The sequence below is a fragment of the Streptomyces sp. NPDC049585 genome, assembly GCF_040675615.1.
GTDB lineage: Bacteria > Actinomycetota > Actinomycetes > Streptomycetales > Streptomycetaceae > Streptomyces > Streptomyces luteosporeus.
The window spans coordinates 1-25,453 of sequence record NZ_JBFAPE010000018.1 but is presented as its reverse complement, the minus strand read 5'-3'; the positions used below and the strand labels follow the sequence as shown (position 1 = coordinate 25,453).

The window sequence follows — 25,453 nt, the reverse complement described above, 5'->3', positions numbered from 1 at the left end:
GTGGCGGGCCCGTGCCCCGTCCTGCCCGTCCCGCCCGTCCTCCACGCCCTACCCGCGCGGCCGCAGCCGCGTCGCCACGCAGGCACCGACCAGCGCACATCCCGCCGCCAGCGCGAACACCGGCACGAAGGCCCGCCCGCCGAGGGCGAAGAGCACCCCGGCCACGCCGACGAGCACGATGCTGCCGAGGGCGTCCGAGACCTGCAGCGACGCCGAGTTCGCGCCTTCCTCGCCCTTCCGTGACAGCCGCAGCAGCAGCACGGCGCCGCTGGAGATCGTCAGCCCCATCCCGTAGCCGCCGATCGCCCAGGCCACGGCCACCGTCCAGGCCGGCACGGCGCCGATCAGCACGGTGGGGGTGAGGGCGATGGCCGCGGCCAGCAGGCTCATGCCGAGGACGACCAGGCGCTCGCGGTGCGGCTCGACCCACGACCGGCTCTGGGTGAAGGAGGCCAGTGCCCAGCTCAGTCCGCCGCCGGTCAGCGACAGGCCGGCCAGCGTGGGCGAGAGCCCGCGTTCGCTGACCAGCATCAGCGGGACGAAGCTTTCCGCCGCCAGGAAGGACCCCTGCGCGATGCCGCGCAGCAGCACCACCGCCGGCAGTCCCCGTCCGGCCCGGAACGTCCCGCGCGGCAGCAGCCGCAGCGCGGCCGGTGCGAGCAGGGCCAGCCCCAGCACCGCCGGTACGGCGGAGAGCGGGCGCAGGTCCTGTCCGGCGTACTGCAGCAGTCCGGCTCCCGCGGCGACCGCGAGGGCCAGCAGGATGCGCCGCCGGTCGAGCCGCTCGCTGCGGTCGCCGGCGGGCAGCCGGCGCAGGGCCGGAAGCATCACGATCAGCGGCGGCACGATCAGTACGGGGATGGCCAGGAACACCCAGCGCCATCCGAGGTGCTCGGTCACGCTGCCGGCGACCAGCGGGCCGACGATGACGGGGACGACCCAGGCGGCGGAGAAGGAGGCCATGACCGCGGGCCGGAGCCGTTCGGGGTAGGCCCTGCCCACGACGACGTACAGGGCGACGATCACCAGTCCGCCGCCGGCGCCCTGCACGCCGCGCGCGGCGACGAACATCCACATCTGCTGGGCGGAGCCCGCGCCCACCAGCCCGAGTCCGAACGCCGCGATGCCGCCGAACAGCGGTGCGAGCGGTCCGGCGCGGTCGCACCACTCCCCCGACAGCACCATGGCGAACAGGCTGGCGGTGAAGAAGGCGGAGAAGGAGAAGGCGTACAGCCCGATGCCGTCCAGGGCGCGGGCGGCGACCGGCATGGCGGTGTTCACCGCGCTGGCCTCGAAGGCGATGAGGGAGACGACGGAGACTATGCCGAGGGTGAGGGCGCGGTACCGGCGCCCGAGAACACCGTCCTCGGTGTCCGCTGCGGACCGTCCGGCTATGGCATCGGCGGTGGTGGTCATGGCCTTCAGAGTAAGAGGCGAAGGCCGGTTTGACCCCTGTCGCGGGCCCGAGATCCACTCCGCCTTGCGATCTAGTCACGTGGTCGGGCCGGGGCTCGGTCCACGGTCCTTCCGGCGCCGGGACGACCGAGCGATGACCGAGCGATGACCGAGCTGTCGGGCTCCTGAGCCGCTCGTCCGCTGGGGCACAGGCGTACTCGCAGGCCAGGCGTTCCCTCACGTCGTGAGCAGGACGCCTCCGTACGACAGCCCGGCGACGACGATCCAGGCGCCCAGCCCGAGGGCGGCGACCCGCCCGCCCGTGCGGGCCAGCGAGGGCAGGTGCACGGCGCTGCCCAGGCCGAAGAGGGCCGCGGCGAGCAGCAGCTCCTGCACGTGCCGGGCCACGGCCAGGACCGTGCCGGGCACCAGGCCGGTGGTGCGCAGGCCGGCCATGAGAAGGAAGCCGAGCACGAACAGCGGCAGTACGGCCGGCCGCTCGGCCGTCGTCCTCCCGCGCCTGCGCAGGGCCACCGCCACCGCCGCCACGAGCGGTGCGAGCAGCGCCACCCGCAGCAGCTTGACGAGGACGGCCTGCCCCAGCGCCGCCGCCCCGGCGGTCTGCGCGGTGGCCACGACCTGGCCGACGTCGTGCACGCTCGCGCCCGTCCAGCGCCCGAACCGTGCCGCGTCCAGGCCGAGGGGGTGTTGCAGCAGGGGCAGGACGGCGATGGCCAGCGTGCCGCACAACGTGACCAGGGCGACGGAGGTGGCGACGTCCTCCTCGTCGCTGCCGGCCGCCTCGCCGACCGCGCCGATGGCCGAGGCGCCGCATATCGCGTACCCGCTCGCGACAAGCAGCGGCTGGTCGCCGGGCAGGCCCAGACGGCGGCCCAGCCACAGCGTCCCCGCGAAGGTCGCGGCGACGACGGCGAGCACCATGACGACGGTGGTCCAGCCGAGGGCGAGGACGTCGCCGAAGCCCAGTCCGAGGCCGAGCAGCACGATGCCGGCGCGCATCAGCCTCCTGCCGGCGAACGCCAGGCCCGGCCGGGCGCTGCCGCGCACGACGTCGCGTACGCCGGGCAGGTGGGCGGCGGCGACGCCGAGGACGACGGCCGCGGTGAGCACGGGTACGCCGGGCAGCAGCCGGTGCACGGTCCACGCCAGGGCGGGCCCTGCGGCGGCGAGCGCGAGCCCGGGGCGCAGCGAGCGGGAGCCGGCGACCGGGTACGTGCGTACCTGCTGTTGGGTGACCGTCACGGCGACGTGCCCCCGGCCCGGCGCTCGTCCGCCGGCAGGTCGTACACGCGGCGCACGCTGGAGCCCAGGCGCAGGACGTCGGCGCCGTAGACGTGCAGGGAGATCGCGACGGAGGTCGAGGCGTTGCCGACCCGGTGGATGTCGCCGGGCGGGGCGAAGCCGCACACGTCGCCCTGCCGGTTGACGACGTCCCCGGTGGCGACGAGGCGGGCGGTGGGGCCGTCGGGGACGAGCCGGTAGCGGCGCTCGCTCTCCCGGCCGAGGTGGACGCCGGTGACGCACCAGGAGACGTGGTCGTGGACGGCGGTGTGCTGGCCGGGCAGCCAGACCAGGGCGACGACGGAGAAGCTGCCGTCGCGCTCGGCGTGCAGCACGTGCTGGCGGTAGCGGTGGGCGTCGCCCCGGCACTGCTCGGCGGTGAGCAGGTCGGGGGCACCGAGGTGGGGGGCGAGGCGCTCGCCGACGAGGTACGCCGTGGTGTCGGGGGCCAGGCCCCGGGCCACGGTGTCCCCGATCTCGCCGACGAGCCGCGCCATGCGGGTGGTCACCGGGAGGGTGCGGGGGGCGGCGTGGGTGGTCATGCCAGGAGGATCGCCCCGGTGGTTCCCCCGGGTCCAACGACGGTTTCTTGCCGTGATGCCAACACCGGCTTATGGATGGCGGGCGCACTTATGGACGGCGGGCGCACGTGCGGGGCCCTGCGACATCAGCATGGCCCTACGACTTCAGCAGCCGACGCGGCGGGCGGCCGCGGCCCGTACCTCGTCGAGCACCAGCGCCGTGGCGGGGATCCGCAGGTGCTCGCGCAGCACGTAGGCGGCGACCTTGCGGCGGGAGGCCGGGTCCAGGGCCCGGCCGGTGATGCGGTCGTGCCGCAGGAACGACAGCACGAGCCCCGGCATCATCGCCACGCCCAGCCCCTCGGCGACGAGCGACTGCACGACGAGGTTGTCGTTGGTGGTGAAGGCGATGTCAGGTGCAAATCCTTGTTCGGCGCACTCGTGCAGGAGGTTGGCCCGGCAGCGCAGGCAGCCGGCGATCCAGCGCTCGCCGGCGAGGTCGGCGAGCTTGACGGCACGGCGGCGGGCGAGGGCATGCCCGACGGGCAGCAGGACGGTGAGCTGGTCCTCGAACAGCGGTATCTCGGCGAGCTCCGCGGGCACCTGTTCGTGCAGGCCGGGATAGGTGAAGGCCAGGGTGATGTCGCATTCGCCGCGCACCAGCCGGCCGAGCGAGTCGGGCGGTTCGCCCTCCTGCAGCTCGACGCGGACGCCGGGGTGCTCGGCGCTCAGGCGGGCCAGCGCCTCGGGGACGAGGGTCGCACCGGCGCTGGGGAAGGCGCACACCCGTACGCGTCCGGCACGCAGCCGGGTCAGGGAGCTCATTTGCCGCTGTGCGGCCGCAATGCTCTCCAGGATGATCCCGGCATGCCGGGCGAGCGCCTCGCCCGCCTCGGTCAGCCGCATCCGCCGCCCGACGCGGGTGAACAGCGGGGTGCCCACGGCACGTTCCAGGGCCTTCATCTGCTGGGTGACGGCGGGCTGGGTGTAGCCCAGGGCGCGGGCCGCGGCGGAGTAGGACCCGGCGGTGACCACCGTATGGAAGGTCTTGATGTGCCGCGAGTCGAACACGCCGGAATCATAAGCGGAATTTGGGACAGGCGCGGGGGTACTCGGGAGTTGCTTCTGGATCGCTGGACATATCCGTCATGGTGGACCCATGCCGCACTACACCTCATACGACTCGGCGGAGCTGAGCTACCGGATCCTCGGCGAGGACTCCGGCGGACCGCCCCTGCTCTGCCTGGCCGGCGGCCCCGGCCGCGACGCCGCCTACCTCGGCGACCTCGGCGGTCTCGCCGCCCACCACACCCTCGTCGTCCCCGACAGCCGCGGCACGGGCGCCTCCCCGCCGGCCGGGGACCCGGCCGCGTACGCCTTCCCCGCCCTCGCCCGCGACCTGGAGGCCCTGCGCGCCCACCTCGGCCTGGAACGCTTCGCCCTGCTCGCCCACGACGCCGCCTGCGCCACCGCCCAGGCGTACGCGGCCGCCCACGGCGACCGCCTCAGCCACCTGGTGCTCGTCACCCCCGGCTCCCGTCTGCAGGGGGAACTGCCGACCGACGCCGAGGAGATCTTCGAATCCCGCACCGGCGAACCCTGGTGGGTCGACGCCTACGTCGCCGTCCACTCCCTGCCCGACGCCGGCGACCTCGCCGAGGTCCGCTCCCTCCTGCTGCGCGCCGCCCCGATGGCGTACGGCCGCTGGGACGCCCCGCAACGCGCCCACGCCGCCGGCGAACCCGACCAGCTCAACCCCGTCCCCCGCGCAGGCTTCTGGCAGGGCGTGGACGAGACCGTACGCCTGCAGATCCTGCACGCCCTGCGCGAGCTGCCCGCCCCCGTCCTCGTCGTGACCGGCGACCTCGACGCCGTCACGGGCATGCGCGCGGGCGAAGCGGTCGCCGCCTCCTTCCACCACGGCACCCTGCGCCCCCTGCACGGCGTCGGCCACTACCCGTGGGTCGACGAGCCGGACCTCTTCCGGCCCCTGGTGGACGACTTCCTGCGCACCCCGCTGGGACTGTGACGGCCGCATGTCCGCAAAGTGACAGCCCGGCCGCAACCCTTGAGGCCGCCCGAGGCCACCCCTACGGTGGTCTCACGAACGCTGGCCGTGTGCCCGAGTGGCTCAGGGGCTCGCCTGCAAAGCGAGTTACGCTGGTTCGATTCCAGTCACGGCCTCTGTTACAGCAGCCCCAGATCGCGCAGTTCCCGGTGCAGGTCGGCCCGGGGACGGCCGGCGGGCTCCGGATCTTCTTCCTTACGGACCTTTTCGTTACGGCCCTCTTCCTTGCGGTCCTTGCGCCGGTCCCGGAAGACCCACCCGCCGAGCAGGCCCCCCACGAGCCCACCGAGGTGCCCGAGCCAGCTGACGCCCGGGGTGCCCGGCACGGCGAGAGTGAGCAGATAGGCGTACGAGGCGCCCATGACGACGCCCACGAGACTGTCGACGAGCCGCCGGTCGAAGAAGCCGCGCACCACCACGTACCCGAAGTACCCGAAGACCAGCCCACTGGCCCCCACGGTCCCGGAGTTCGCCCGCTCCAGACACCACACGGTCAGCCCGCTCGCCACGGCGACCAGCACCGTCAGCCCCAGGAACCGGGCCACTCCGCGGTAGGCGGCAAGGAAGGCGAACACGAACAGCGGCCCCGAGTTGCTCTCGATGTGCGCCCAGCTCCAGTGCAGCAACGGCGCCACGAGCACGTCCGGCAACCGCCCGACCTCACCGGGCACGACGGCGAACTCCCGCCCCAGCTCGTACCCGCTCCCCCAGTTGACCACCTGCACGGCCCACACGACCGCCAGCAACCCCACCACGACGAAGAACGCCCTCCGCGCCTCCGCCACCATCCGCTCCGCGTCCACGGGGACCACTGCCGCTCTCCTGCTCATCCGCGTAGGTTACGGCGGCCCTGTGGGCTGGTACGAAACCGGGCACGTGTTCCTCTCCTGACACGGTTTTCGCCACACGCGTCAGAGCATCTCCATATCTCCACCCTTCCGGGGCACCCCTCCTCACGACCGGGTGATCAGCGGATTGATGACGTGTCGGGTATTCCTATTCGCCGCTAACCTCACGCAGGGATGTCGGAGCCCCGGCCGCAGCCGTGCGCCGGCGTCCCAGAGGGAGGGAGCACGCGATGGGACCCGCCGTGACCTTCGGCGAGCTCGAGCAGCTGCAGGGTGAGGAACTTCCCCCGCGCATCGCGCTGTCGAGCGTGGCACCGGTGGCCGGCGGCAGCGATCAGCCGGTGTACCCGACGCTGGTCAGAACCGAGCACGGTGCGACGGTCGCCTACGCCTGCCAGTACCGGCAGAACCCCGCCGGTCCGGCGCTCCTCGTCGCCCTGGGGCTGGCCCCCAGCAACCCCGGCTACACCACCACCTGCATTCCCGCGGCCATTTCGACCCACTGATCACTGCACCGGCCGCCTACCCCCGTATCCATTTCACTCCCTGTCCATTTCACTCCCTGCCAGGGAACCCCAGAACTCGTTCTCGTGCCGATTCCCCGACGGGCATGCGCAACGGAAGCGGACATCGCGCGAGGACGAACTGCCCGGTACGCCGTGCCGGCGTACCGGGTGACCGGAGTGCGGAAACCAGAGAAAGGGGAACGGAATGAACAACGCCGTCAGCTTCGAGGAACTCGCCGACATTGCGGGAGAGGTACTCCCCGAGCGCACGGTCATGGGCATCGTCGCCAGCCCGTTCGGACGCCTCGCGGCCGGACCGGGTGACGGTACGGGCGCGGGCGCCGCGTCCGGCGCCAGCTCCTCGGCGGCCTCGGGCGGCGGGGTGTTCGCCCCCGTACCGCACGACCACGGCACCACGATCCTCTCGTCCTGCCAGTCCATCGACCGCCAGGGGACCCCGGGCCTGTTCGGCAGCCTCGGCCTGGGCTCCGAGAACCCGGCCAGCAACGTGACCTGCACGCCCGCGGCGATCTCCAGCCACTGACCGCCGCCGGGAAGGGCCGGGAGCTCCCGCCGGCCCTTCCCCCCTCATCGTGGATCCCGGGAAGAGCCGACCATGACGACCCTGCCCTCCGTCCCCACGCTGGTCGCCGGCACCGAACTGGTCGGCGAGTTCGAGGGGTCCGGCTACCGCGAACCACCCCAGCTCGTCTGCCGCCCCGACGGGCAGCTCGTACGCCTGCCCCCGCTGCTGTACCAGGTTGCCAAGGCACTCGCCGCAGGCAGCACGAGCACCGCCCAGGTGGCCGCGGACCTCAGCAACGAGACGGGGCGGGAATTCGCCGAGGAGCACATCGCCTTTCTCCTGGACAAGAAGCTCGCGCCGCTCGGCATCACCACCTACAGCGACGGCTCGCCGCCTCCGCCCACGGCCAAGAGCGATCCCTTTCTCGCCTTCCGCTTCCGGGTCGCGGTCCTGCCGGAAAACATCACCTGGTTCCTCTCCGGCCTCTTCGCCTGGCTCTTCCGCCCCCTTCTCGTCGCCCTGGCCGTCGCCGCCTTCGTGGCCGGCGAAACCTGGCTGTGGACGACCCAGGACACCGGCGCCGCCCTGCAGACCACACTCACGGACCCGGCCGGCGTCCTGCTCGTCCTCCTCCTGGCCATCGCGTCGTGCGTCTTCCACGAGATGGGCCACGGCGCGGCGTGCCGCTACGGCGGCGTACGCCCAGGGGCCATGGGCTGCGGCATCTACCTCGTCTGGCCGGCCTTCTACACCGACATCACCAACTCGTACCGCCTCGGCCGCGCCGGCCGCATCCGCGCCGACCTCGGCGGCGTCCACTTCAACGCCCTCTTCGTACTGGGACTGCTCGGCGCCTACGCCTGTACGGGCTTCCAGCCGCTCCTGGTGGCGGTCCTCTCCGTCCACCTGGAAATGATCCAGCAACTGCTGCCCACGCTCCGCTTCGACGGCTACTACATCGTCGCGGACCTGATCGGCATCCCCGACCTCTTCAAATACATCGCGCCCATCCTGAAGCGTGTGCTGCTGCGCCGCCCCGACGAGGACGGCTGCCTCGCCGCCCTCAAACGCGGCCCGCAGATCGTGGTGGCGGCGTGGGTCCTGGTCCTGATCCCGGCGATCGTCCTGCAACTGGGCATGGTGCTCATCAACCTGCCCGAGTTGCTCGCGGCGGACTGGCAGCACATCTCCTGGCTGCTGACGACAGCCGACACCGCGCCCGGCAACCAGGCTTTGGGCCTGGCCTCGGCCCTGATCCAGAGCCTGCTGCTGGTGCTGCCGCTGGCGGGGCTGGCGGTGGCACTGGCGCGACCGGTACGGGGACTGGTTCGACTGGCACTACGGCGCGACCGGCAGGCGGCGGCCGGCCGAACCGGCTGACCGCCGCAGCAGCCGGATCCCGATCACGAGCGCGTCCCGCACCTCCGGGGCGGAGAGCGGTACGACGTCGCCGTCGGGGTACCTGGTGCCCCGCCACTTGTCCTGGAGACGGCGCATCAGCCTGTGGCAGACCAGAAGTCGGAATGCTTGTCCGGGTACGGAACTTCACTCCCTGCGTAGTTCGACCCATTCGCAGGAGTCCTCGGGGGATGCACTTCCGACTGGTCGAGACACGGCGTGACCACGTCGAAGAATGCCTGCCCCTTGGCTCCGAACTCCAGACTCATCCGGAACTTGTCGGGCGTAGAGGCGAAGATGGCCGGGTACTCGCCACCGGCAGCCGTTCCGGTGATGCTGAACCCCTGCTTCTTCCAGTGCCGTTCGACCACCCCGAGGAAGCTTCCACGCCTCCCCTCGGATATAACCGTCATAACTGCGCGACGCCGCGTCACCGACCCAAGAGACGAACGACCGCATCCGCCATGGGTCGACTCCCGGTGCGTCCACTCAACCGAGGGAACGATGGCGGCAAACGTGGCGTCGAGTATCTCATCCGCCCGTTCAGCGCCCTGCTGCATGTTCATCTCACCACTCCTCTTTCCGTCATTCCCAGGATTGACGAGACTGCACCCGGTCAACATCAGGATACCCAGCACGAGCGCCGGCATACGCGATCTCATCGACGCTTCTCCGGTGTTATTTGGTTCGAGTGACCCGAGACTATGAGGCCGATGTTCCGCGCAGATTCAGGATCCCTCTCAGGGTCAAAATATCCGGAGTGGGCCGGCATGAAACCTTTTTCCACAAGAGGAAGGGGGCCGTCAGCAACCTTGAATCGCCGTGCGCCGAAGGCCTCACTGGCGGGGTCCGTACCGAACCAGTTCTCGTCGTCTTCCCCGAGCAAGCCTGCAACCTCATGGGCAGCCACTCCACCCACGGGCCCAAATATCAACTCGCCGGCCAGGCTCGCGGCTGCATCCGTCTTGGACGGCAGCTTTGACACGGGGTCGTTCTCTGCTGCGCCAACAAATACGTGGTCGGCACCGACCCCGAGGTCCGCCGCCTTTTTGACCCCGGCACCAGGGCTCCCCAAAAGAATGACGTCATCTGCCGGAACGCCGCCGGGGCGCTGAGAGGACATGCCGACGGTGAGAGAGCCGTAGGAGTGACCGATCGCTGTTACATGCGGATCCTTGTTCTGATTAGTGACGTGAACAGCCTCAAGGAAGTGATCGTAATCGACAGCCCCCCTCTTCGCCTTCACCTTGTCGGCTACGTCCAGGTTGTCAAGCCCCTGATCCACGCCCATGAGCGGAGCGTCATAGCCGAGCCAAACCACGGAAGCGCTCGAGCGGTCGAACTTCTGCGCCTCGAGGGCGGTCTGCTGGGCTCTCTCCAAGCCACCGTCGGCAAAATCTTTGTCAAGCTTCGTCCCCAGCCCCGGCACATAAACCGATACATTCTTGGCTGCGTCGGGATCTCCGTAGGAAACGATGGCGCGACCATTCCCAGAATCACTGACACCAAGTAGGAACATGGGCGGACGGGATCCGGATTTCAGTTTCTCGTCAATCACCTTCAAACCCTCGAGCTGAGTTCTGGACTTGTCATCGTCCTGCTCTTCGAGCCGCCCCATGAGAATGGGAAGGTAACCACGGTTCGCATTGTCCCGAACGGCCGCGGGCACCCCATCCAGCGCACCGATACGGTCAGGGTAGAGCGCCATGTACTCATCGCGCTCGGCCTGGCTCAGGCGCTTCCACCAAGCGGCATTTTCTTTGGGCGACTTGTTCTTCGGGATCGCCGAATCCGAGAAGTGCTTCCCTGCGGCGGCGCGGAGATCCCTGAAGTCCCGCGCGACGTCGGATCCGTCGGTCTTGTTCAGATCGGGGTCAGCCGTGAGCTTGGCCAGAACCCTGGCGTAGCGGGCGTCGATCTCGGCTGCTTCCTTGAGGGCCTCTCCGATGCGGTTGGCGATCTCCTGCGCCTTGGCCTGGTTCGGGTCCGGGGTGCTCTCCGGTTTGAGGAGGGACGGCATGGCGCCGGGCGCGGCCGGGGACGGGACGAGTGGCGCGGGGGTGGAGGGACTCTTGGGGTACTCCACGGAGCCGTCGAGCTTGACGGTGAACTTCAGGGCGGCGGCATCTTCCAGTGCCTGCTTCAGCTTGCGCTGTGGGCCGGCCAACTCCTCGGCCACGCCTGTGAGGACGGTACGCACCATGCCGCACTCGGCGTGGATGTATTCGTAGTTCTTGCTGAGCCGGCCGAGCCGGCTCCTGGCTGCGTCGGCCCCGAACCCGTGCTGCGTCGCGTCCAGCGTGGCCAGCATGTCGTGGTCCACGCGGCCTCGCGCCGCACTGGACCGATTGCTGACCGCGCTCCAGCTCTCAGCTGCCCTCGTGAACTTCGAGGTATCCAGGTTCTTCAGCTCATCGATGGTCACCACAGCAGGTCAGCGCCCCTTCGAGTATTCGTCGATCTTGCTCTTGACCGACTCGAACGACGCCTTCACCGCTGTTTCGTTCTCGCCATAGCCGACACCCGTCTTCCGCAGGGCACCGCCGAGGTACTGGCACTCGGCGCGTACAGCGCTCAGCCGTGTTTCCCACGTGGCCAGGACGGCCGTCAGGGCTGCCGCACTCGCGAAGCCGGCAGTACCGGACTTGATTCCGTCATGGGCGTGACCCAGGTCCCTGATCGCGGTGTCCATGCCCTCGTGGAGCTCATCCGCGACGCCACCCGCGGCTGTCCAGGGATGAACACTGGCCTTGTGGGTGCCGCTGCCTCCGCTGGCAGGACCGGCGGAGGCGAGGGTTATTCGCGACTCCATGGGCGATTCCTCGATGGGGGCGTGCGTCATGAATGCCTCTGAGTGAGGGATAAGGGTGAAGGTTGGTCAGGGAAGAGCTCGACGCCGTCGGACCAGCCGCACGGTCGTCGCGGCGACCGCTGCGACAACGATGCAGACGCCGGCAGCGATGACGTTGCGCTGGGACAGCAGACCGTCACTGCCATGCGCGCCGGCCGGGCTGGCCTTGGGCGCGGCAGACTTGGCGGCTGCGAGCTCCGGGAGCGGACTCACGTCCGGGGGGCCCGGGTCGCCGGGGTTCTGCAGGGCGACGCGAGGGCGGACGACGCCGTAGCCGATGCTGTCGCTGCGCTTCTCACCGCTCTTGGGGCCGCCGGCGGTGTTGATGAGCACGCGGAGGACCTGGTTGGCGGTCCAGTCGGGGTGGGCGGACCAGACGAGGGCGGCGGAGGCGGAGGCGAGGGCGGTGGCGTCGCTGGTGCCGTGGCTTCGGCAGAGTCCGGTGCCTCCAAGGCAGGCGTGCACCATGTTGTCACCTGGCGCAGCCAGATCCACATGAGGCCCCGGCTGGGACCATTTGGCAGCCTTGATGTCCTGACCCACTGCAGCCACACCTACCACGCCAGGGTAACCAGCCGGGAATTCGACGCCGTTGTAGTCTTTATCTCCGTCATTCCCTGCCGCAGCAAGAACGAGCTTCCCCTTGGCAAGAGCGTACTCAATGGCCTTCTCCTCTGGGGAGTTAGCGGACGGGGCCCCCATGGAAATATTGATGATCTTGGCATCAGAATCTGCAGCGTATCGAACAGCATTACTGATGGTGGTTCCCGGCAGCAAGTGGGTTCTGGGAGCCGTGAGGCCAGCCACCTTCAGAGGGAGGATCTTGGCACCCGGCGCGAGACCGAAAGTCCCTTGGCCGCCGCCGCCCTTGCCTGTGCCGGCAATCAGCAGAGCCATCCCTGTGCCGTGGCCGTCGTAGTCAGCTCTGTCATCTCCTTCGATGCCGGAGAAATCCCTACCCGGAAGAACCTGTCCCTGCAGGTCAGGGAGGCTCGGCTCTACACCCGTATCGACGACAGCAACCGTCACGCCTGCCCCAGTGCTGATCTTCCACATCTCGTCGGCGCGCATGGAATCCAGGTACCACTGCTGAGAGCGAATGGTGTCCGCGTGAGCTGGTTCCCCGAGGAAGGGAATTGACAGCAACGCAGCCCCTGCGCATGCCACGCTTCTCCACCGGATGTTCGCCATGCCTGAATGGGTACCTTCTGCTTCGTTTGCGCGATCAGTCGATGACAGGCGGGACGACACGACGGTTGCTGTGGGCCCACGTCTCCTCGTCCTCGACCAGGTAATCGGGGCGCTGCCTCTTAGTGGAGCGTGACTGATCACGGCTTGCCTCGCCTGCGTTCCGTACCAAACCAGCGCCGCCCGGTGTAAAGGTTCGCTCCCCGGTCGATGCGCGTGACCGGACGCGACCGCCGACGACTCCACCGGGTTCAGTCGCCAACCGTCGTCCAGGAGCTGTACCACCTCCCATGCGTCCTGCACCCACACCTGGCAAAGCACCCTGCCCCGGTGCGTATCCAGCTGGTTGCCCAACCGACCCGCGGGACTGTCCGGGCTGCAGGCCAGTCACCGTGCCTTCACTTGTCGGGAGCGGTCGCGCGTTCGGGCCCTTGGGCATCGGCCGACCACCGATGATTCCATCGCCTGGCCGTGCCGGCCCGATTTCTTGAACCTGACCACCACGACCACGTCCCGATACAGCTGGACTGGCCGCACGCTGACCAGGGCCAGGCACCGGCCTGATACCCAGGCCTGGCGCTTCAAAGGTAGGCACTGGAGGAACATGTACGGCAGGAGGCACATCAGAGGCAGCAGCCGGGGTACTGACACGCGAAGGCACCTCCGCCGCGGATGGGTGCATCGGTGCGTGTGGGCTAGTCGAGCCCCCATCAACCCTCGTATGTGAGGGAATTACGCCCGGCCCTTCATCGGGTCCTGAGGACAATGCGTGGGCGGCCACGTGAGGTTGGGAACCGGTGACATCCGTTGCTGGAGTGAATCCCAAGGATCTTTGGCCGGCCGTCCCTTGGCGCACTTGACCGCGGCCACTGCCAGCGAACTCCGGTGGCGTCGCAGCTCCAGGAGCGGGAAGGTACTCCACCTTCTCTTTAGGCGCGCCAAGAAGGGCATCACCCATCGGTGCAAACGTAGGCCGCGGCGCCGTCTGGATGTTGTGGGCCGACCACGAGTACGACTCCGCCAGCTGGCGCATCAGGCGGGCTGCTTCCAGGCGGTCCTTTTCCAGGCGTTGTTGGGCAGCGTAGGCCTGTTGCTGGGTGGGGCCCTGGGGCTGGAGGCCGGTGGGTTGTTCGGTCAGTACGGACTGGGGGACGGAGCCGATCTGGTCGGGGTGGTTCTGGTGGTAGGAGGCCAGCGTTGTCTTGTCGGTGGGGGAAACCTCCGGCATTGCGCGCCGGACATCGCTCAGGGTCGATGCCGCGTGGCCCATCCACGTGCTCGCCGTCCTGGCGAAGTCGCCGAGGCGCAAGGTCGAGTTGGCCATGTTGGTGCCCCAGGTGCGGAAGGCGTCGCCGCCCTCTCCTTCCCAGTGGACGCCGGCCATGTGCTCCTTGAGTTTTTCGCCGATTTTGGTGATGTCCTTTGCCGCATCCCGCAGCTTGCCGCTCAGGGCACTGGCCTGTCCCGGGTCCGCGTTCGCCACCATCGCGCGCAGTTCCTCGTGCGTCTTGGACTCGAAGTCCGACGTCGTGAACAGGCCGCTCACCGGCTGATTGACCAGAGGCGTCACGGGAGGGCCGGCCGGAGTCGTCATCAGATGGCTCCTTCGTCGCTGCCGCCCTTGGCGGGGGGTGTCGGGGTGGCGTTCGGGTCCAGGGTGTGGCTGTAGAGCTGTTCGGTGCGGTGCTGGATGGCCCACATGCGGTCGCGGAGGTCTGCGTCGACGTTCTCGTAGCCGACCCGGGCGCCCTGGACCGCCGTGCTCAGGGCTTCGATCTGGTCGGATAGGAGTTGGGCGAGGGTTTCCAGTTGGGTGTGGACCTCGTTGTAGGCGCCGTACAGGCCGTTGGCCTCGGTGAAGTTCACGCCCAGGTGGCCGGCGCCCAGGCGGGCGTCGGTGATGCGGGCGGGGGCGGCTTCGCCTTCGTGGAGGGTGGTGAGGAGGTCGTCCACCTGGCCCTTGAAGGTTTTGAGGGAATCCAGTTCCGCCTGCAGTCTCGATGCCGAGCCCGACCCCGCACCCACGCCTGTTCCCCGTCCCCTTGTGTCCGTGACTCCTACGGCCCGGACAGGCTACTAAGAGGCACTGACACGCTTCCTGAGTACGCGTACTCAGTTACCGCAGTTGCTTCAGTTGACCGTCGCCGTTTGCGGGCGGATCGGCAGGCGGTTGATCGGGCGGCCGGTGGCCGCCCGGACCGCCGATGCGACCGCCGCCGGGGAGGTGACGACCGGGACCGCGCTGATGGCCTTGGCGCCGAAGGGGGCGACCACGTCGCGTTCCTCGACGAGCTTCACCACGTGGATGTCGGGGGTGTCCAGTGACGTCGGCAGGGCGTAGGAGGTGAGGTCGGGGCGGCGGACGTGGCCGGCGGAGGTGCGGAGGTTCTCGGTGAGGGCCGCGCCGATGCCCTGGGTCACGGCCGCTTCGATGCGGGCCCGGGCCTGGGCGGGGTTGAGGATGCGGCCGACGTCCTGGGCGACGGCCATCTCCACCACGCGTACGGTGCCGAGTTCGACGTCGACGTCGACGACGGCGCGTACCGCGCAGAAGGCCATGCCCACGAAGGCGTCGCCCTGGCCGGTGGCGTCGAGCGGTTCGGTGGGGTGGGGGCGGCACTGGGCGGTGGCCCAGAGTTCTTTGCCGGCCAGGGCCTCGTCGACGCTGGTGCTGAGCACGCCGTCGTACGAGGTGATCTTGCCGTCGGCGATGGTCAGCAGCTCGGTCGACATGCCGAACTGGTGGGCCAGCGGCTGCAGGAGCTGGGTGCGCACCATGCGTGCGGCACGTTCGACGGCGCCGCCGGAGACCCAGGTGTGGCGGCTGTGGCCGGCGGGGCCGGAGGGGGGCTGGTCGGTGTCGACGGGGGCGACGTGGACCTCGTCGATGCCGAGGACGTCCTGCACGATCTGCCGGGCGAGGGTGGTGAAGCCCTGTCCGGTCTCGACGGCGGCGCAGATGACCGTGGCCACCGAGCCGGTGACCTTGACGGTGGCGGTGGAGACCTCGTCGGCGCCCTCGGCGCCGAGCATGTGGACCATGCCCACGCCGTAGCCGACGCCGCGCCGTACCGCGCCCGGTTCGCCGGCGCCGTCGGGGCCACCGGGCAGCAGCCAGTGGTCCTCGGTGCCGGAGGGGTCGTCCACGGGGAGCGGCGGGAGCGGGTAGTCGCGTACGGCGCGCAGGAGTTCGGCGACGGGGGCCGGGCAGGTGACGGTCTGGCCGGTGGGCAGCAGGTCGCCGGTGGCCATGACGTTGCGCATGCGCACTTCGGCGGGGTCGAGGCCGAGCTGGGCCGCGAGCTTGTCCATCTGGCCCTCGTAGGCGGCGCACACCTGCAGGGCGCCCTCGCCGCGCACGTGGCCGGAGGGCGGGTTGTTGGTGCGGACGGCCCAGCCCTCGACGAAGGCGTTGGGGACGACGTACGGGCCGCAGGCGAAGGCGACGGCGGCGGCGAGGGCCTCGGAGGAGGAGTCGGCGTAGGCGCCGGAGTCCATGAGGATCTGCGCCTCGACCTTCAGCAGCCGGCCCTCGGCGTCGGCGTGGTGGCGGTAGCGCAGCAGGGTGGGGTGCCGGTGGGGGTGGCTGAGGAAGGACTCCTCGCGGGTGGCGACCAGCTTGACCGGGTGGCCGGTGCGCAGGGCGAGCAGGCCGAGGGCGAGCTGGGTGCCGGGGTCCTCGCGGTCGCCCATGGCGCCGGGGACGCCGGTGACGACGACCTTGACGCGCTCGGGCTCCAGGCCAAGGTGGGCGGCGACGAGGTCGCGGTCGGCGTGCGGGTCGGTGGAGGCGGTGTAGATCTCGACGCCGCCGTCGGGGCGCGGTACGGCGAGGGCGGCCTCGGCGCCGATGGGCGCGGGGTCCTGGCGCCCGATGCGGTACAGCCCCTCGACGATCACCTCGCCGACGACCTCGGGGTCGCCGAAGCTCAGCGGGATGTGGCGGACGAGATTGCCGTCGGGGTGCAGGGGTTCGGCGGCGAAGGCCTGCTCGGGGTCGGTGACCGGTTCCAGCAGCTCGTACTCGACGGCGATGGCCGCCGCGGCGAGGCGGGCGGTGTCGGGGTGGTCGGCGGCCACGGCGGCGAGGGGCTCACCGTGGTGGCGCACGACGTCGGAGGCGAACACGGGCCGGTCGGCGGTGCGGTGGCCGTGCGGGCCCCGGCCGGGCACGTCGGCGTGGGTGACCACGGCGCGTACGCCCGGCATCGCGGCGGCGGCGGAGGTGTCGATCGAGATGATGCGGGCGTGGGGGTGCGGGGAGCGCAGGACGGCAGCCCACAGCAGGCCCTCGGCCCACAGGTCGGCGGCGTAGGGGAAGGTGCCCTGCGTCTTGGCGGGGGCGTCGGTCGCCGGCAGGGAGACGCCGATGCCGCGCAGCCGGGGCGGCGGGGGGGTGGTGACGGGCAGGGCGAAGGCCGTGGCGACGGACCCGGGGTCGTCCAGGCCCGGCGTGCCCGCAGCTCCACCCGCCCCGCCCATGCCTGACGTGCCGCCCATTGCCGTCATGCCGTCGCCTTTCCGAAGCCGCTGCCGGTGCCGTCGTCGCCGTACGGGGCCGCCTGGTGCGGGATACGGGCCGTGCCGTCGCCCTGGCCGCCCTCCTGCTGTTCCTGGGCCTCGGCCAGGGCCGCGGCCGCCTCGGCACGCTCCTCGGCGACCTGGCGGACGGCCGCGAGCACGCCCTGGTAGCCGGAGCAACGGCACAGGTTGCCGCACAGGGCCTGGCGGGTCTCCAGGTCGCTGGGGGCGTGGTTGCCCTCCAGCAGGTCGTGCACGGTCATGGCCATGCCCGGTACGCAGAAGCCGCACTGGACCGCGCCGCAGTCGATGAGGGCGCGCTGCACGTCGGAGGGCCGGCCGTGCTCGGCCAGGCCCTCGACGGTGCGGACCTCCGAGCCGGCGGTGGTCGCGGCGGGCACGAGGCAGGAGGCCACGAGGCGGCCGTCGACCTGGACGGAGCATGCCCCGCACTCGCCCTGCGAGCAGCCGTCCTTGGCGCCGGCGAGGCCGAGACGCTCGCGCAGCACGTACAGCAGCGACTCGCCGATCCAGGCGCCGGTCACGGGCCGGTCGGTGCCGTTGACGCGCAGGACGTAGGAGGCGCAGGGGTGTTCGTTGTGGGGGTGCGCCTCGGCGGCCGGTTCGGGCTCGGCGTAGTCGGCGGCGGCGTAGTCCGTGGCCGTGTAATCGGTGGCGGTGTAGTCGGCTACGTAGTCGGTGGCGGCGTAGTCGGTGGCGTCCACCGGCTCGGCAGGGGCCTCGGCGTGGTCGGCTGCGGCCGCGTCCCCTTCCGCGGTGGCCGCGGGAGCAACCGGCTCCTCCACCGGCTCCTCCGCCGGTTCCGCCACCCGTTCCGCCACGTCGACGGCCGTGCTCCCGACCGGATCGGGCGTCCACTCCTGCAGGCCGTGATCGCCCGCACCGGTGACGGTGTCGGCGTCGTGCGCCGGCGTGCGGGGGCCTGCCGCGTCGCGCAGCGCGTACTCGCCGGACTCCTCCACGGAGTCGTCCCCGGCGGCCGGCACCGTCCACTCCCCCGCGCCGTGCGCGTCGTGGACGTGCGCGGGCTCGTCGCCGGTGGCGAACGGCATGGCCCACTGCTGCGTGTCGTCGAGACCCTCCGCGGCAGGAGCGGCAGGAACGGCCGGAGCGGGAGCAACGGGAGCGGCGGCGGGCTCGTACGCCGTCTGCCAGTGACCGGTGTCGGCCGGCGGCGGGGTGTAGCCCGTGCCGGGCGCGGTGAGCGGGTCCCAGGAGCCGGTGGCGTCGGGGCCCGGGTGGGCGAGCAGCTCCGGCGGGAGCTGTACGAAGGTGGTGCCCTCGGCGTCGAGGCCGGCGCCCTGCGGGATGGGCTGCCAGGTGCCCGCGCCGGGCGCGGCGGTGTGGTGCTGCTGTTCGTCACTCACGCGAGTGCCCTCCCCAGTGCTCGGCGGGCCAGGGTCGCCACCGTACGACGCAGGTGCAGCACGGCCGGCGGCAGGGTACCGGGCGCGGCCGCCCCATGGTCGGTCAGGGCGTCCGGCGCGGGTGTCGGATCGGGGATGCAGGCGGTGGCGACGTACTCGCCGAAGGCGGCCAGGACGTCGGGCGCGAGGGCGCGTTCGCCGTCCCAGTCGACGATCGAGGACACCCAGCGCTCGGCGTCGAACGGGCGCAGCGGCATGGCCGCCACGGCGCCGACCGCGCAGCGCACGCTGCGCCGCGCCGGGTCGAGGACGACGGCCACGGAGGCCGTGGCGCGGCCGGGGCCGGTGCGGCCGGTGGCCTTGAGGAAGGTCTGTGGGGCGTGCAGCAGGGGCACGCGGACGTAGCCGATCAGCTCGCCGGGGCGGAGCATGTCGAGGCCGGCCAGGAGGCGGCCGACGGGAACCTCCCGGCGGGTGCCGCCGGGGCCGGCGATGACGAGGGAGGCCTCCAGGGCGGCGAGGACGGGCAGGCAGTCGCCGGTCGGGGCGGCGGAGGCGATGTTGCCGCCGAGGGTGCCGGCGTTGCGGATCTGGGGTGGTCCGGCGGTGCGGGCGGCGGCGGCGAGGGCGGGCATGAGGGCGGCGAAGTCGGGCCGTCCCATGCGGGCATGGGTAAGTCCGGCACCGAGCAGGGCGGCGCCGTCCTGGTACTGCCAGCCGCGGATCTCGTTGATGCGGCCGAGGCCGACGAGGCCGGCGGGGCGCAGCAGGCCGGCGTTGACGGCGGCCATCAGGTCGGTGCCCCCGGCGACGGGCACGGCCGTGGGCATGGCGGCCAGCGCTGCCACGGCTTCGTCGAGCGAGCCCGGCAACGTCACGGTGTGCGCCGCCTGTGGTGCGTGCGTGGTCAACCCAGCTGCCCCTTCCCCGGTGGTCCCGGTGGTCCCGGTGGTTCCGACTGTTCCGCCAGGTCTCGCCGTACGGTACGTGCTGTCGGCCCGGACGTGGAAACTGTGGCACATCTTCCGGGTCCGTCGTCGTGAGGGTCCACGAACCACCGGAACGCACCCACTTACACAAAAGGTCCGTATGTGACGACCGGCTCCACCCCGGGCCGGATGGCCGATTTGGTCACGGTAGGGCCGTTTGCCCGCCTAATGCCATGCTTCGGAACCCTTGTGCGACTTACGGTGGTGTGCGAAGGACCACCGTGCCAGGAGCCGCCGTACGGTTCGTCAGCTTCCCTCCGGGCTCACACGATCGGGGGCGCGCCCTCGATCGGGCGTCCGAGCACGCCGGGCCGGCGCTGCCAGGGGCGGGGGCCGGCGGGTGGCCGGTAGTCGACGCCGAGGGCGTCGAGGCGGGGAAAGTGGGCGGCCATGCGGCGTTCGAACCCGGCGAAGTCGCGCTCCGCGGGCGCGGGCAGCACGGACCAGACGGTCTCCGCGAAGGCGGCCAGGCGGGGGAACGCCTGGTAGTCGACGCGCTGCTGGTTCTCCATCACCTCGGTCCACAGGTTGGCCTGCGCCCCCAGCACCCGGCGCGCCTCCTCGCCGGTCAGGCCGGGCGGTACGGGCTCGAACCGGTGGACGTCCTCCAGGGTGCGCACGTAGCCGATGGGCACCGGCTCGTCGGGGCCGGGAGCCTGCCGGTGGTCGAGGTAGACGTGCTGCTCGGGGCACATGACGACGTCGTGCCCGGCCCGGGCGGCGGCGACCCCGCCGGCGTACCCGCGCCAGGACGAGACAACCGCACCGTCGGCCAGGCCGCCTTCGAGGATCTCGTCCCAGCCGACGAGGCGGCGGCCGCGCCGGGCGAGCCAGCGGTCGAAGTGGCGGATGAACCAGCTCTGCAGCTCCGCCTCGTCCGTCAGGCCCTCCGCCGCCATCCGCGCCTGTGCGGCCGGCGAGGCCCGCCACTGGTCCTTGGGGCACTCGTCGCCGCCGATGTGCACGAACGGCGAGGGGAACAGGTCGAGCACCTCCGTCAGGACGTCCTCGTAGGAGGCGAGGACGCGGTCGGTGGGCGCAAGCACGTTGGGGTTGACGCCCCAGGTGTCCCAGACCCCGAGGGCTGCGGTGTCGACGACGTCGGTGTTGCCCAGCTCGGGGTAGGCGGCGATCGCGGCCTGCGAGTGGCCCGGCAGGTCGATCTCGGGAACGACCGTGACGTGCCGCTCGGCGGCGTAGGCGACGATCTCGCGCATGTCGTCCTTGGTGTAGTGACCGCCGTGCGGCCGCTCGTCCCACAGCGGTGAGGCGCGGTGCCCCACCTTCGTCCGCGCCCGCCAGGCGCCGACCTCGGTCAGCCGGGGGTGGGCGTCGATCTGCAGGCGCCAGCCCTGGTCGTCCGTCAGGTGCAGGTGCAGGACGTTGAGCTTGTGGGCGGCCAGCAGGTCGACGTAGCGCAGCACGCCGTCCTTGGGCATGAAGTGCCGCGCGACGTCGAGCAGGACGCCGCGCCAGGCGAAGCGGGGTGCGTCCTCGACGACGACGGGCGCAAGCTCCCACTCGGTGCGGCGGGTGACCGGCGCCCGGCGGAACGCCTCGGGCCCGAGCAGCTGGCGGAAGGTCTGCGCACCCCAGAAGACTCCGGCTTCGCTCGCGCCGGCGATCTCGACGACGTGGTCGTCGACGACGACGCGGTACGCCTCGTCGCCGTGCTCCGCGCCGAGCTCGGGCAGGATCCGCAGCACGATGCCGCCGGTGCCCGGCGCGAGGGGCAGCCCGGTGGCGGCGCCGACGGTGGCGCGCAGCCAGCGCGCCACGCGCTCGGTGCCCGGGCGGGCCTCGATGCGGGTGTCCTCGTCGAGCTCGTGACCGCCCGCCTCCCGGACGTGCCGGAAGCGGCGGGGCGCGGGGATCAGCGGGTGGGCGTCGGCATCGGTCATGCTCCGATCATCGACAGCCGGAGGCCGTCGTATGCACGCCCCTGGTGCGCGCACGGCTCCCGGGACGCACCTGCAGGTGCGTCCCGGGAGCCGTGGCAGAGCCGAGGCGGGCCGGGGAGGGGGCTACTTGTCGCCCTTGCCGCCCTTGCCACCCTTGTCGTCGCCGCCGGCGCCCATGCCGTCGAAGATCTCCTTGCACATCGGGCAGACCGGGTACTTCTTGGGGTCGCGCCCGGGCACCCAGACCTTGCCGCACAGGGCGACGACCGGGGAGCCGGAGAGCGCGCTCTCCATGATCTTGTCCTTCTGGACGTAGTGGGCGAAGCGCTCGTGGTCGCCGTCGCCGTGCGACACCTGCGGTGTCGGCTCTACGAGGGTGCCGGTACCTGCTCCGCGCTCGGGCTCGAGAGTGCTCATGGTCTCCAAGGGTACTGGGGCGGAGCCGGGTCAGTTGAGGCTCGGGTCGTCCGGATAGGTGGCGACCATCGCCAGTTCGTTGCGCTGGCGGCGCAGCACGGCCCGCCACAGCCGCTGCGGGTCGGGCGAGGAGACGTCGCCGGGCTCGGACTCCACCACGTACCAGGCGCCCTCGACCAGCTCCTCCTCCAGCTGGCCCGGGCCCCAGCCCGAGTAGCCCGCGAAGATCCGCAGCGAGCCCACCTCCCTGGCCAGCAGCTCCGGCGGGGCCTCCAGGTCGACCAGGCCGATCGCCCCGTGCACCCGGCGCCAGCCCAGCGGCCCGGGCGCGGCGCCGGCCCCGGCGCCCTCCCCGTGGGCCTCGCCCGGCACCACGGCCACGCCGAGGGCCGAGTCCAGCGAGACCGGACCGCCCTGGAAGACGACGCCCGGCTCCCCCGCGAGCGCCGCCCAGGGCTGGAGGATGTCGCCGACGCCGATGGGGGTCGGCCGGTTGAGGATCACGCCCAGGGAGCCCTCCGCGTCGTGGTCGAGCAGCAGGACCACGGCCCGGTCGAAGTTCGGGTCGGCCAGGGCCGGCGTCGCCACGAGCAGTCGCCCTGTGAGCGAGGACACCTCGGTCATGGCGACATGATCCCGCATTTCGGGCCGCTGTGGGGAGTGCGGTGGCCCGCCCGGCAGGGGCGGGCGGGGGCGTACGAGAGCAGCCGTACAGCGCTCCGGGGCACCGCGGCGGGCCGCGGGGGCCGCAATGCCGGCGTTGGAACCGGGGAACCCGGAAGAGCCCAGGAGCGTCTTGCGAGTGCACGCAGCGCCCGTAAGGGGTCATACCGCCCGTAGCGGCGCAGCCGCGGCGGCGGTGCGATAACCGGTAGCGACCGTTCCATTAGCGGAGCGTGTTGTGACAAACCCATGACGTTCCCGCACCCCCTGCGGGGCGGCAGAAGGGCCCCGTGGTCGCATTACCCTTTCTTCTTGCCCCTTGCCCAACTCCAGGAACGCGAGATCCATGACCGGCCCTGACGATGTCCTGCTTGTCCACGGCGGTACCCCGCTCGAGGGAGAGATCCGCGTCCGCGGCGCCAAGAACCTCGTGCCCAAGGCCATGGTCGCCGCCCTGCTCGGCACCGGGCCGTCCCGGCTGCGCAACGTCCCCGACATCCGCGACGTGCGCGTGGTGCGCGGCCTGCTGCAGCTGCACGGCGTGACCGTCCGCCCGGGCGACGAGCCCGGCGAGCTGGTCATGGACCCGACCTACGTGGAGAGCGCCAACGTCGCGGACATCGACGCGCACGCCGGCTCCTCGCGCATCCCGATCCTCTTCTGCGGCCCGCTGCTGCACCGCCTCGGCCACGCCTTCATCCCCGGCCTGGGCGGCTGCGACATCGGCGGCCGGCCGATCGACTTCCACTTCGAGGTGCTGCGCCAGTTCGGCGCGACCATCGAGAAGCGCGAGGGCGGCCAGTACCTGGAGGCCCCGCAGCGACTGCGCGGCTGCAAGATCCGCCTGCCGTACCCGTCGGTCGGCGCGACCGAGCAGGTGCTGCTGACGGCCGTGCTCGCCGAGGGCGTCACCGAGCTGTCCAACGCGGCGGTCGAACCGGAGATCGAGGACCTCATCTGCGTGCTGCAGAAGATGGGCGCGATCATCGCCATGGACACCGACCGCACCATCCGCATCACCGGTGTCGACACGCTCGGCGGCTACAACCACCGCGCCCTGCCCGACCGCCTGGAGTCCGCCTCCTGGGCCTCGGCCGCCCTGGCCACCGAGGGCAACATCTACGTCCGCGGCGCCAGCCAGCGCGAGATGATGACCTTCCTCAACACCTACCGCAAGGTCGGCGGCGCCTTCGAGATCGACGACGACGGCATCCGCTTCTGGCACCCGGGCGGCTCGCTCAAGGCCATAGCGCTGGAGACGGACGTCCACCCCGGCTTCCAGACCGACTGGCAGCAGCCGCTGGTCGTCGCCCTGACCCAGGCCAGCGGCCTGTCGATCGTCCACGAGACGGTCTACGAGTCCCGCCTGGGCTTCACGTCGGCGCTGAACCAGATGGGCGCGCACATCCAGCTGTACCGCGAGTGCCTGGGCGGCTCGGCCTGCCGCTTCGGCCAGCGCAACTTCCTGCACTCGGCGGTCGTCTCCGGCCCGACGAAGCTGCAGGGCGCCGACCTGGTCATCCCCGACCTGCGCGGCGGCTTCTCGTACCTGATCGCTGCGCTGGCGGCGCAGGGGACGTCGCGGGTGCACGGCATCGACCTCATCAACCGCGGCTACGAGAACTTCATGCAGAAGCTGCGGGACCTCGGGGCCAACGTGGAGCTGCCCGGCGGCGCGGACGCTGCCGCACAGGGCTGAGCCGGGCGACCGGAGCGAACGTAAAGGGCGGGCTGCATGCGCAGCCCGCCCTTTACGTTTACGGGCGCGGCTACGTTCGCGGGCACGGCTACGTTCGCGGGCACGGCTACGTTTGCGGGCGCGGCTACGTTTGCGGGCGCGGCGCCTGACGGGGCGCCACGGCGTCGGCGGGTTCCGTGGGCTCCCGAGGCACCCTGACGGCGCGTTAGGGGGTTCACGGGCCGTTCACGGGCCGTTTACGCCGAAAGGGCGGCCACCCCGGTGGGGTGGCCGCCCTTCCTGCTGAAGGTTTACTTGCCCTTCGCGGCTTCCTTGAGCTTGGAGCCCGCGGAGACCTTCACGCTGTAACCGGCAGCGATCTGGATCGGCTCGCCCGTCTGCGGGTTGCGCGCGGTCCGAGCGGCACGGTGCGTGCGCTCGAAGGTCAGGAAGCCGGGGATGGTGACCTTCTCGTCGCCCTTCGCGACGATCTCGCCGACGGTCTCGGCGAAAGCAGCCAGAACGGCGTCGGCGTCCTTGCGGGTCACCTCGGCGCGGTCGGCCACTGCGGCCACCAGCTCACTGCGGTTCATGTTGTACTCCCGTGTTCTTCTTGCCAATGAGGCGTGAGATCGAAGCCGATGCTGCCAGGGCCCTCGGACAGTCCCCGGACCCGGGTCCGTTTGCCAGACCCTCGCGCCCGGTTACGCATCCTGCCCCCACCAGTGGCGGGAAAGCCAATCCGGCACCCTGGAGAGTCACACGGAAAGCGCCACGGCCAGCGCCACAGCCTCGGATGCAGCCGCATTTCTGCAGCCGGATGTCTGCCCGACACCTTATGGGGGGCCAAGTGGCGTCGCGCCACTCGACGCGCCGTGCTCAGATCGTCGTGGTGGCCGTCACAGCCGCCCCGGCCGCCTTGGCGGCTTCCCGGACCGCGCCCGCGACCGCCCCGGCCACCTTGTCGTTGAAGACACTGGGGATGATGTAGTTGGCGTTGAGTTCCTCGCCGGCGACGACGTCGGCGAGTGCGCGGGCGGCGGCGAGCATCATGTCGGTGTTCACGGTGCGGGACTGGGCGTCGAGCAGGCCGCGGAAGACGCCGGGGAAGACCAGGACGTTGTTGATCTGGTTGGGGAAGTCGGAGCGGCCGGTGGCGACGACGGCGGCGCTCTTGCGGGCGATGGCGGGGTCGACTTCGGGGTCGGGGTTGGCCAGCGCGAAGACGATGGCGCCGTCGGCCATGGCGGCGACGTCGTCGCCGTCGAGGACGTTGGGGGCGGAGACGCCGAT

23 protein-coding genes and 1 tRNA gene are annotated in these 25,453 nt (G+C 71.2%); 6 read left to right on the top strand and 18 right to left on the bottom strand.

The window, feature by feature from the left end:
• Window positions 1-48 precede the first annotated feature (48 nt).
• From AB0K17_RS19360 to AB0K17_RS19345, 4 genes are all read right to left on the bottom strand, one after another.
• Window positions 49-1,416, bottom strand: coding sequence for an MFS transporter (locus AB0K17_RS19360; RefSeq protein WP_365983642.1), 1,368 nt, complete (start codon window positions 1,414-1,416; stop codon window positions 49-51).
• Between the two features lie 216 nt (window positions 1,417-1,632).
• Window positions 1,633-2,658, bottom strand: coding sequence for a putative sulfate exporter family transporter (locus AB0K17_RS19355; protein ID WP_365983641.1), 1,026 nt, complete (start codon window positions 2,656-2,658; stop codon window positions 1,633-1,635).
• Complete coding sequence (locus AB0K17_RS19350) at window positions 2,655-3,239, bottom strand: cysteine dioxygenase family protein (RefSeq protein WP_365966758.1); 585 nt, start codon at window positions 3,237-3,239, stop codon at window positions 2,655-2,657. The genes AB0K17_RS19355 and AB0K17_RS19350 overlap by 4 nt, the downstream gene beginning before the upstream one ends.
• Window positions 3,240-3,383: 144 nt before the next feature.
• On the bottom strand, window positions 3,384-4,289 hold the full coding sequence (locus AB0K17_RS19345; protein WP_365966759.1) for a LysR family transcriptional regulator: 906 nt from the start codon (window positions 4,287-4,289) through the stop codon (window positions 3,384-3,386).
• An 88-nt stretch (window positions 4,290-4,377) separates the two neighbouring features.
• Here AB0K17_RS19345 and AB0K17_RS19340 point away from each other — a divergent pair, with 88 nt between their 5' ends.
• Together AB0K17_RS19340 and AB0K17_RS19335 are read left to right on the top strand one after the other, a co-directional pair.
• Window positions 4,378-5,247, top strand: coding sequence for an alpha/beta hydrolase (locus AB0K17_RS19340; RefSeq protein WP_365983640.1), 870 nt, complete (start codon window positions 4,378-4,380; stop codon window positions 5,245-5,247).
• 83 nt (window positions 5,248-5,330) lie between these two features.
• A tRNA-Cys gene (locus AB0K17_RS19335) sits at window positions 5,331-5,402 on the top strand.
• Between the two features lie 3 nt (window positions 5,403-5,405).
• Here the strand turns inward: AB0K17_RS19335 and AB0K17_RS19330 are convergent.
• Window positions 5,406-6,116 (bottom strand): rhomboid family intramembrane serine protease, encoded by a 711-nt coding sequence (locus AB0K17_RS19330; RefSeq protein WP_365983639.1) that lies wholly within the window; start codon window positions 6,114-6,116, stop codon window positions 5,406-5,408.
• A gap of 248 nt (window positions 6,117-6,364) precedes the next feature.
• Between AB0K17_RS19330 and AB0K17_RS19325 the strand changes: the two genes are divergently transcribed.
• From AB0K17_RS19325 to AB0K17_RS19315, 3 genes are all read left to right on the top strand, one after another.
• Entirely contained in the window at window positions 6,365-6,640 is a 276-nt protein-coding gene (locus tag AB0K17_RS19325) for a hypothetical protein (protein ID WP_365966762.1), read from the top strand.
• A 205-nt stretch (window positions 6,641-6,845) separates the two neighbouring features.
• A complete protein-coding gene (locus AB0K17_RS19320; RefSeq protein ID WP_365983638.1) occupies window positions 6,846-7,184 on the top strand; it encodes a hypothetical protein in 339 nt (112 codons plus the stop codon).
• Window positions 7,185-7,256: 72 nt separating this feature from the next.
• Complete coding sequence (locus AB0K17_RS19315; protein ID WP_365983637.1) at window positions 7,257-8,546, top strand: hypothetical protein; 1,290 nt, start codon at window positions 7,257-7,259, stop codon at window positions 8,544-8,546.
• A 116-nt stretch (window positions 8,547-8,662) separates the two neighbouring features.
• Here AB0K17_RS19315 and AB0K17_RS19310 read toward each other — a convergent pair whose 3' ends face one another.
• The 11 genes from AB0K17_RS19310 to AB0K17_RS19260 form a co-directional block, all read right to left on the bottom strand.
• Complete coding sequence (locus AB0K17_RS19310) at window positions 8,663-9,214, bottom strand: hypothetical protein (RefSeq protein WP_365983636.1); 552 nt, start codon at window positions 9,212-9,214, stop codon at window positions 8,663-8,665.
• Window positions 9,215-9,222: 8 nt separating this feature from the next.
• Window positions 9,223-10,989, bottom strand: a complete 1,767-nt coding sequence (locus tag AB0K17_RS19305) for an alpha/beta hydrolase (RefSeq protein ID WP_365983635.1) — start codon at window positions 10,987-10,989, stop codon at window positions 9,223-9,225.
• 9 nt (window positions 10,990-10,998) lie between these two features.
• On the bottom strand, window positions 10,999-11,376 hold the full coding sequence (locus tag AB0K17_RS19300) for a hypothetical protein (RefSeq protein WP_365983634.1): 378 nt from the start codon (window positions 11,374-11,376) through the stop codon (window positions 10,999-11,001).
• A 66-nt stretch (window positions 11,377-11,442) separates the two neighbouring features.
• A complete protein-coding gene (gene mycP / locus AB0K17_RS19295) occupies window positions 11,443-12,606 on the bottom strand; it encodes a type VII secretion-associated serine protease mycosin (protein WP_365983633.1) in 1,164 nt (387 codons plus the stop codon).
• 1,590 nt (window positions 12,607-14,196) lie between these two features.
• The gene (locus tag AB0K17_RS19290) at window positions 14,197-14,628 is read right to left on the bottom strand and encodes a hypothetical protein (RefSeq protein WP_365983632.1); all 432 of its coding nucleotides are present in this window, start codon (window positions 14,626-14,628) and stop codon (window positions 14,197-14,199) included.
• 105 nt (window positions 14,629-14,733) lie between these two features.
• The gene (locus AB0K17_RS19285; protein ID WP_365983695.1) at window positions 14,734-17,103 is read right to left on the bottom strand and encodes a molybdopterin cofactor-binding domain-containing protein; all 2,370 of its coding nucleotides are present in this window, start codon (window positions 17,101-17,103) and stop codon (window positions 14,734-14,736) included.
• Window positions 17,104-17,108: 5 nt separating this feature from the next.
• A complete protein-coding gene (locus AB0K17_RS19280; RefSeq protein WP_365983631.1) occupies window positions 17,109-18,512 on the bottom strand; it encodes a (2Fe-2S)-binding protein in 1,404 nt (467 codons plus the stop codon).
• Window positions 18,509-19,423 (bottom strand): FAD binding domain-containing protein, encoded by a 915-nt coding sequence (locus AB0K17_RS19275; protein WP_365970000.1) that lies wholly within the window; start codon window positions 19,421-19,423, stop codon window positions 18,509-18,511. The genes AB0K17_RS19280 and AB0K17_RS19275 overlap by 4 nt, the downstream gene beginning before the upstream one ends.
• A 341-nt stretch (window positions 19,424-19,764) precedes the next feature.
• Window positions 19,765-21,402 carry a beta-N-acetylhexosaminidase gene (locus AB0K17_RS19270; RefSeq protein WP_365969999.1) on the bottom strand — a complete coding sequence of 546 codons (1,638 nt, stop codon included), beginning with the start codon at window positions 21,400-21,402 and terminating at the stop codon, window positions 19,765-19,767.
• Window positions 21,403-21,525: 123 nt separating this feature from the next.
• Complete coding sequence (locus AB0K17_RS19265; protein WP_344434586.1) at window positions 21,526-21,819, bottom strand: DUF3039 domain-containing protein; 294 nt, start codon at window positions 21,817-21,819, stop codon at window positions 21,526-21,528.
• Window positions 21,820-21,849: 30 nt separating this feature from the next.
• Complete coding sequence (locus tag AB0K17_RS19260) at window positions 21,850-22,443, bottom strand: YqgE/AlgH family protein (protein ID WP_365969998.1); 594 nt, start codon at window positions 22,441-22,443, stop codon at window positions 21,850-21,852.
• A gap of 385 nt (window positions 22,444-22,828) precedes the next feature.
• Here AB0K17_RS19260 and murA point away from each other — a divergent pair, with 385 nt between their 5' ends.
• Window positions 22,829-24,181: a UDP-N-acetylglucosamine 1-carboxyvinyltransferase gene (murA, locus tag AB0K17_RS19255; RefSeq protein WP_365969997.1), complete on the top strand. Its 1,353-nt coding sequence runs from the start codon at window positions 22,829-22,831 to the stop codon at window positions 24,179-24,181.
• Window positions 24,182-24,471: 290 nt separating this feature from the next.
• Here murA and AB0K17_RS19250 read toward each other — a convergent pair whose 3' ends face one another.
• Both AB0K17_RS19250 and AB0K17_RS19245 read right to left on the bottom strand, forming a co-directional pair.
• Complete coding sequence (locus AB0K17_RS19250; RefSeq protein WP_190128934.1) at window positions 24,472-24,753, bottom strand: HU family DNA-binding protein; 282 nt, start codon at window positions 24,751-24,753, stop codon at window positions 24,472-24,474.
• Between the two features lie 286 nt (window positions 24,754-25,039).
• Window positions 25,040-25,453 (bottom strand): malic enzyme-like NAD(P)-binding protein (locus AB0K17_RS19245; protein WP_365983630.1); only part of this gene is annotated, 414 nt, incomplete at its 5' end.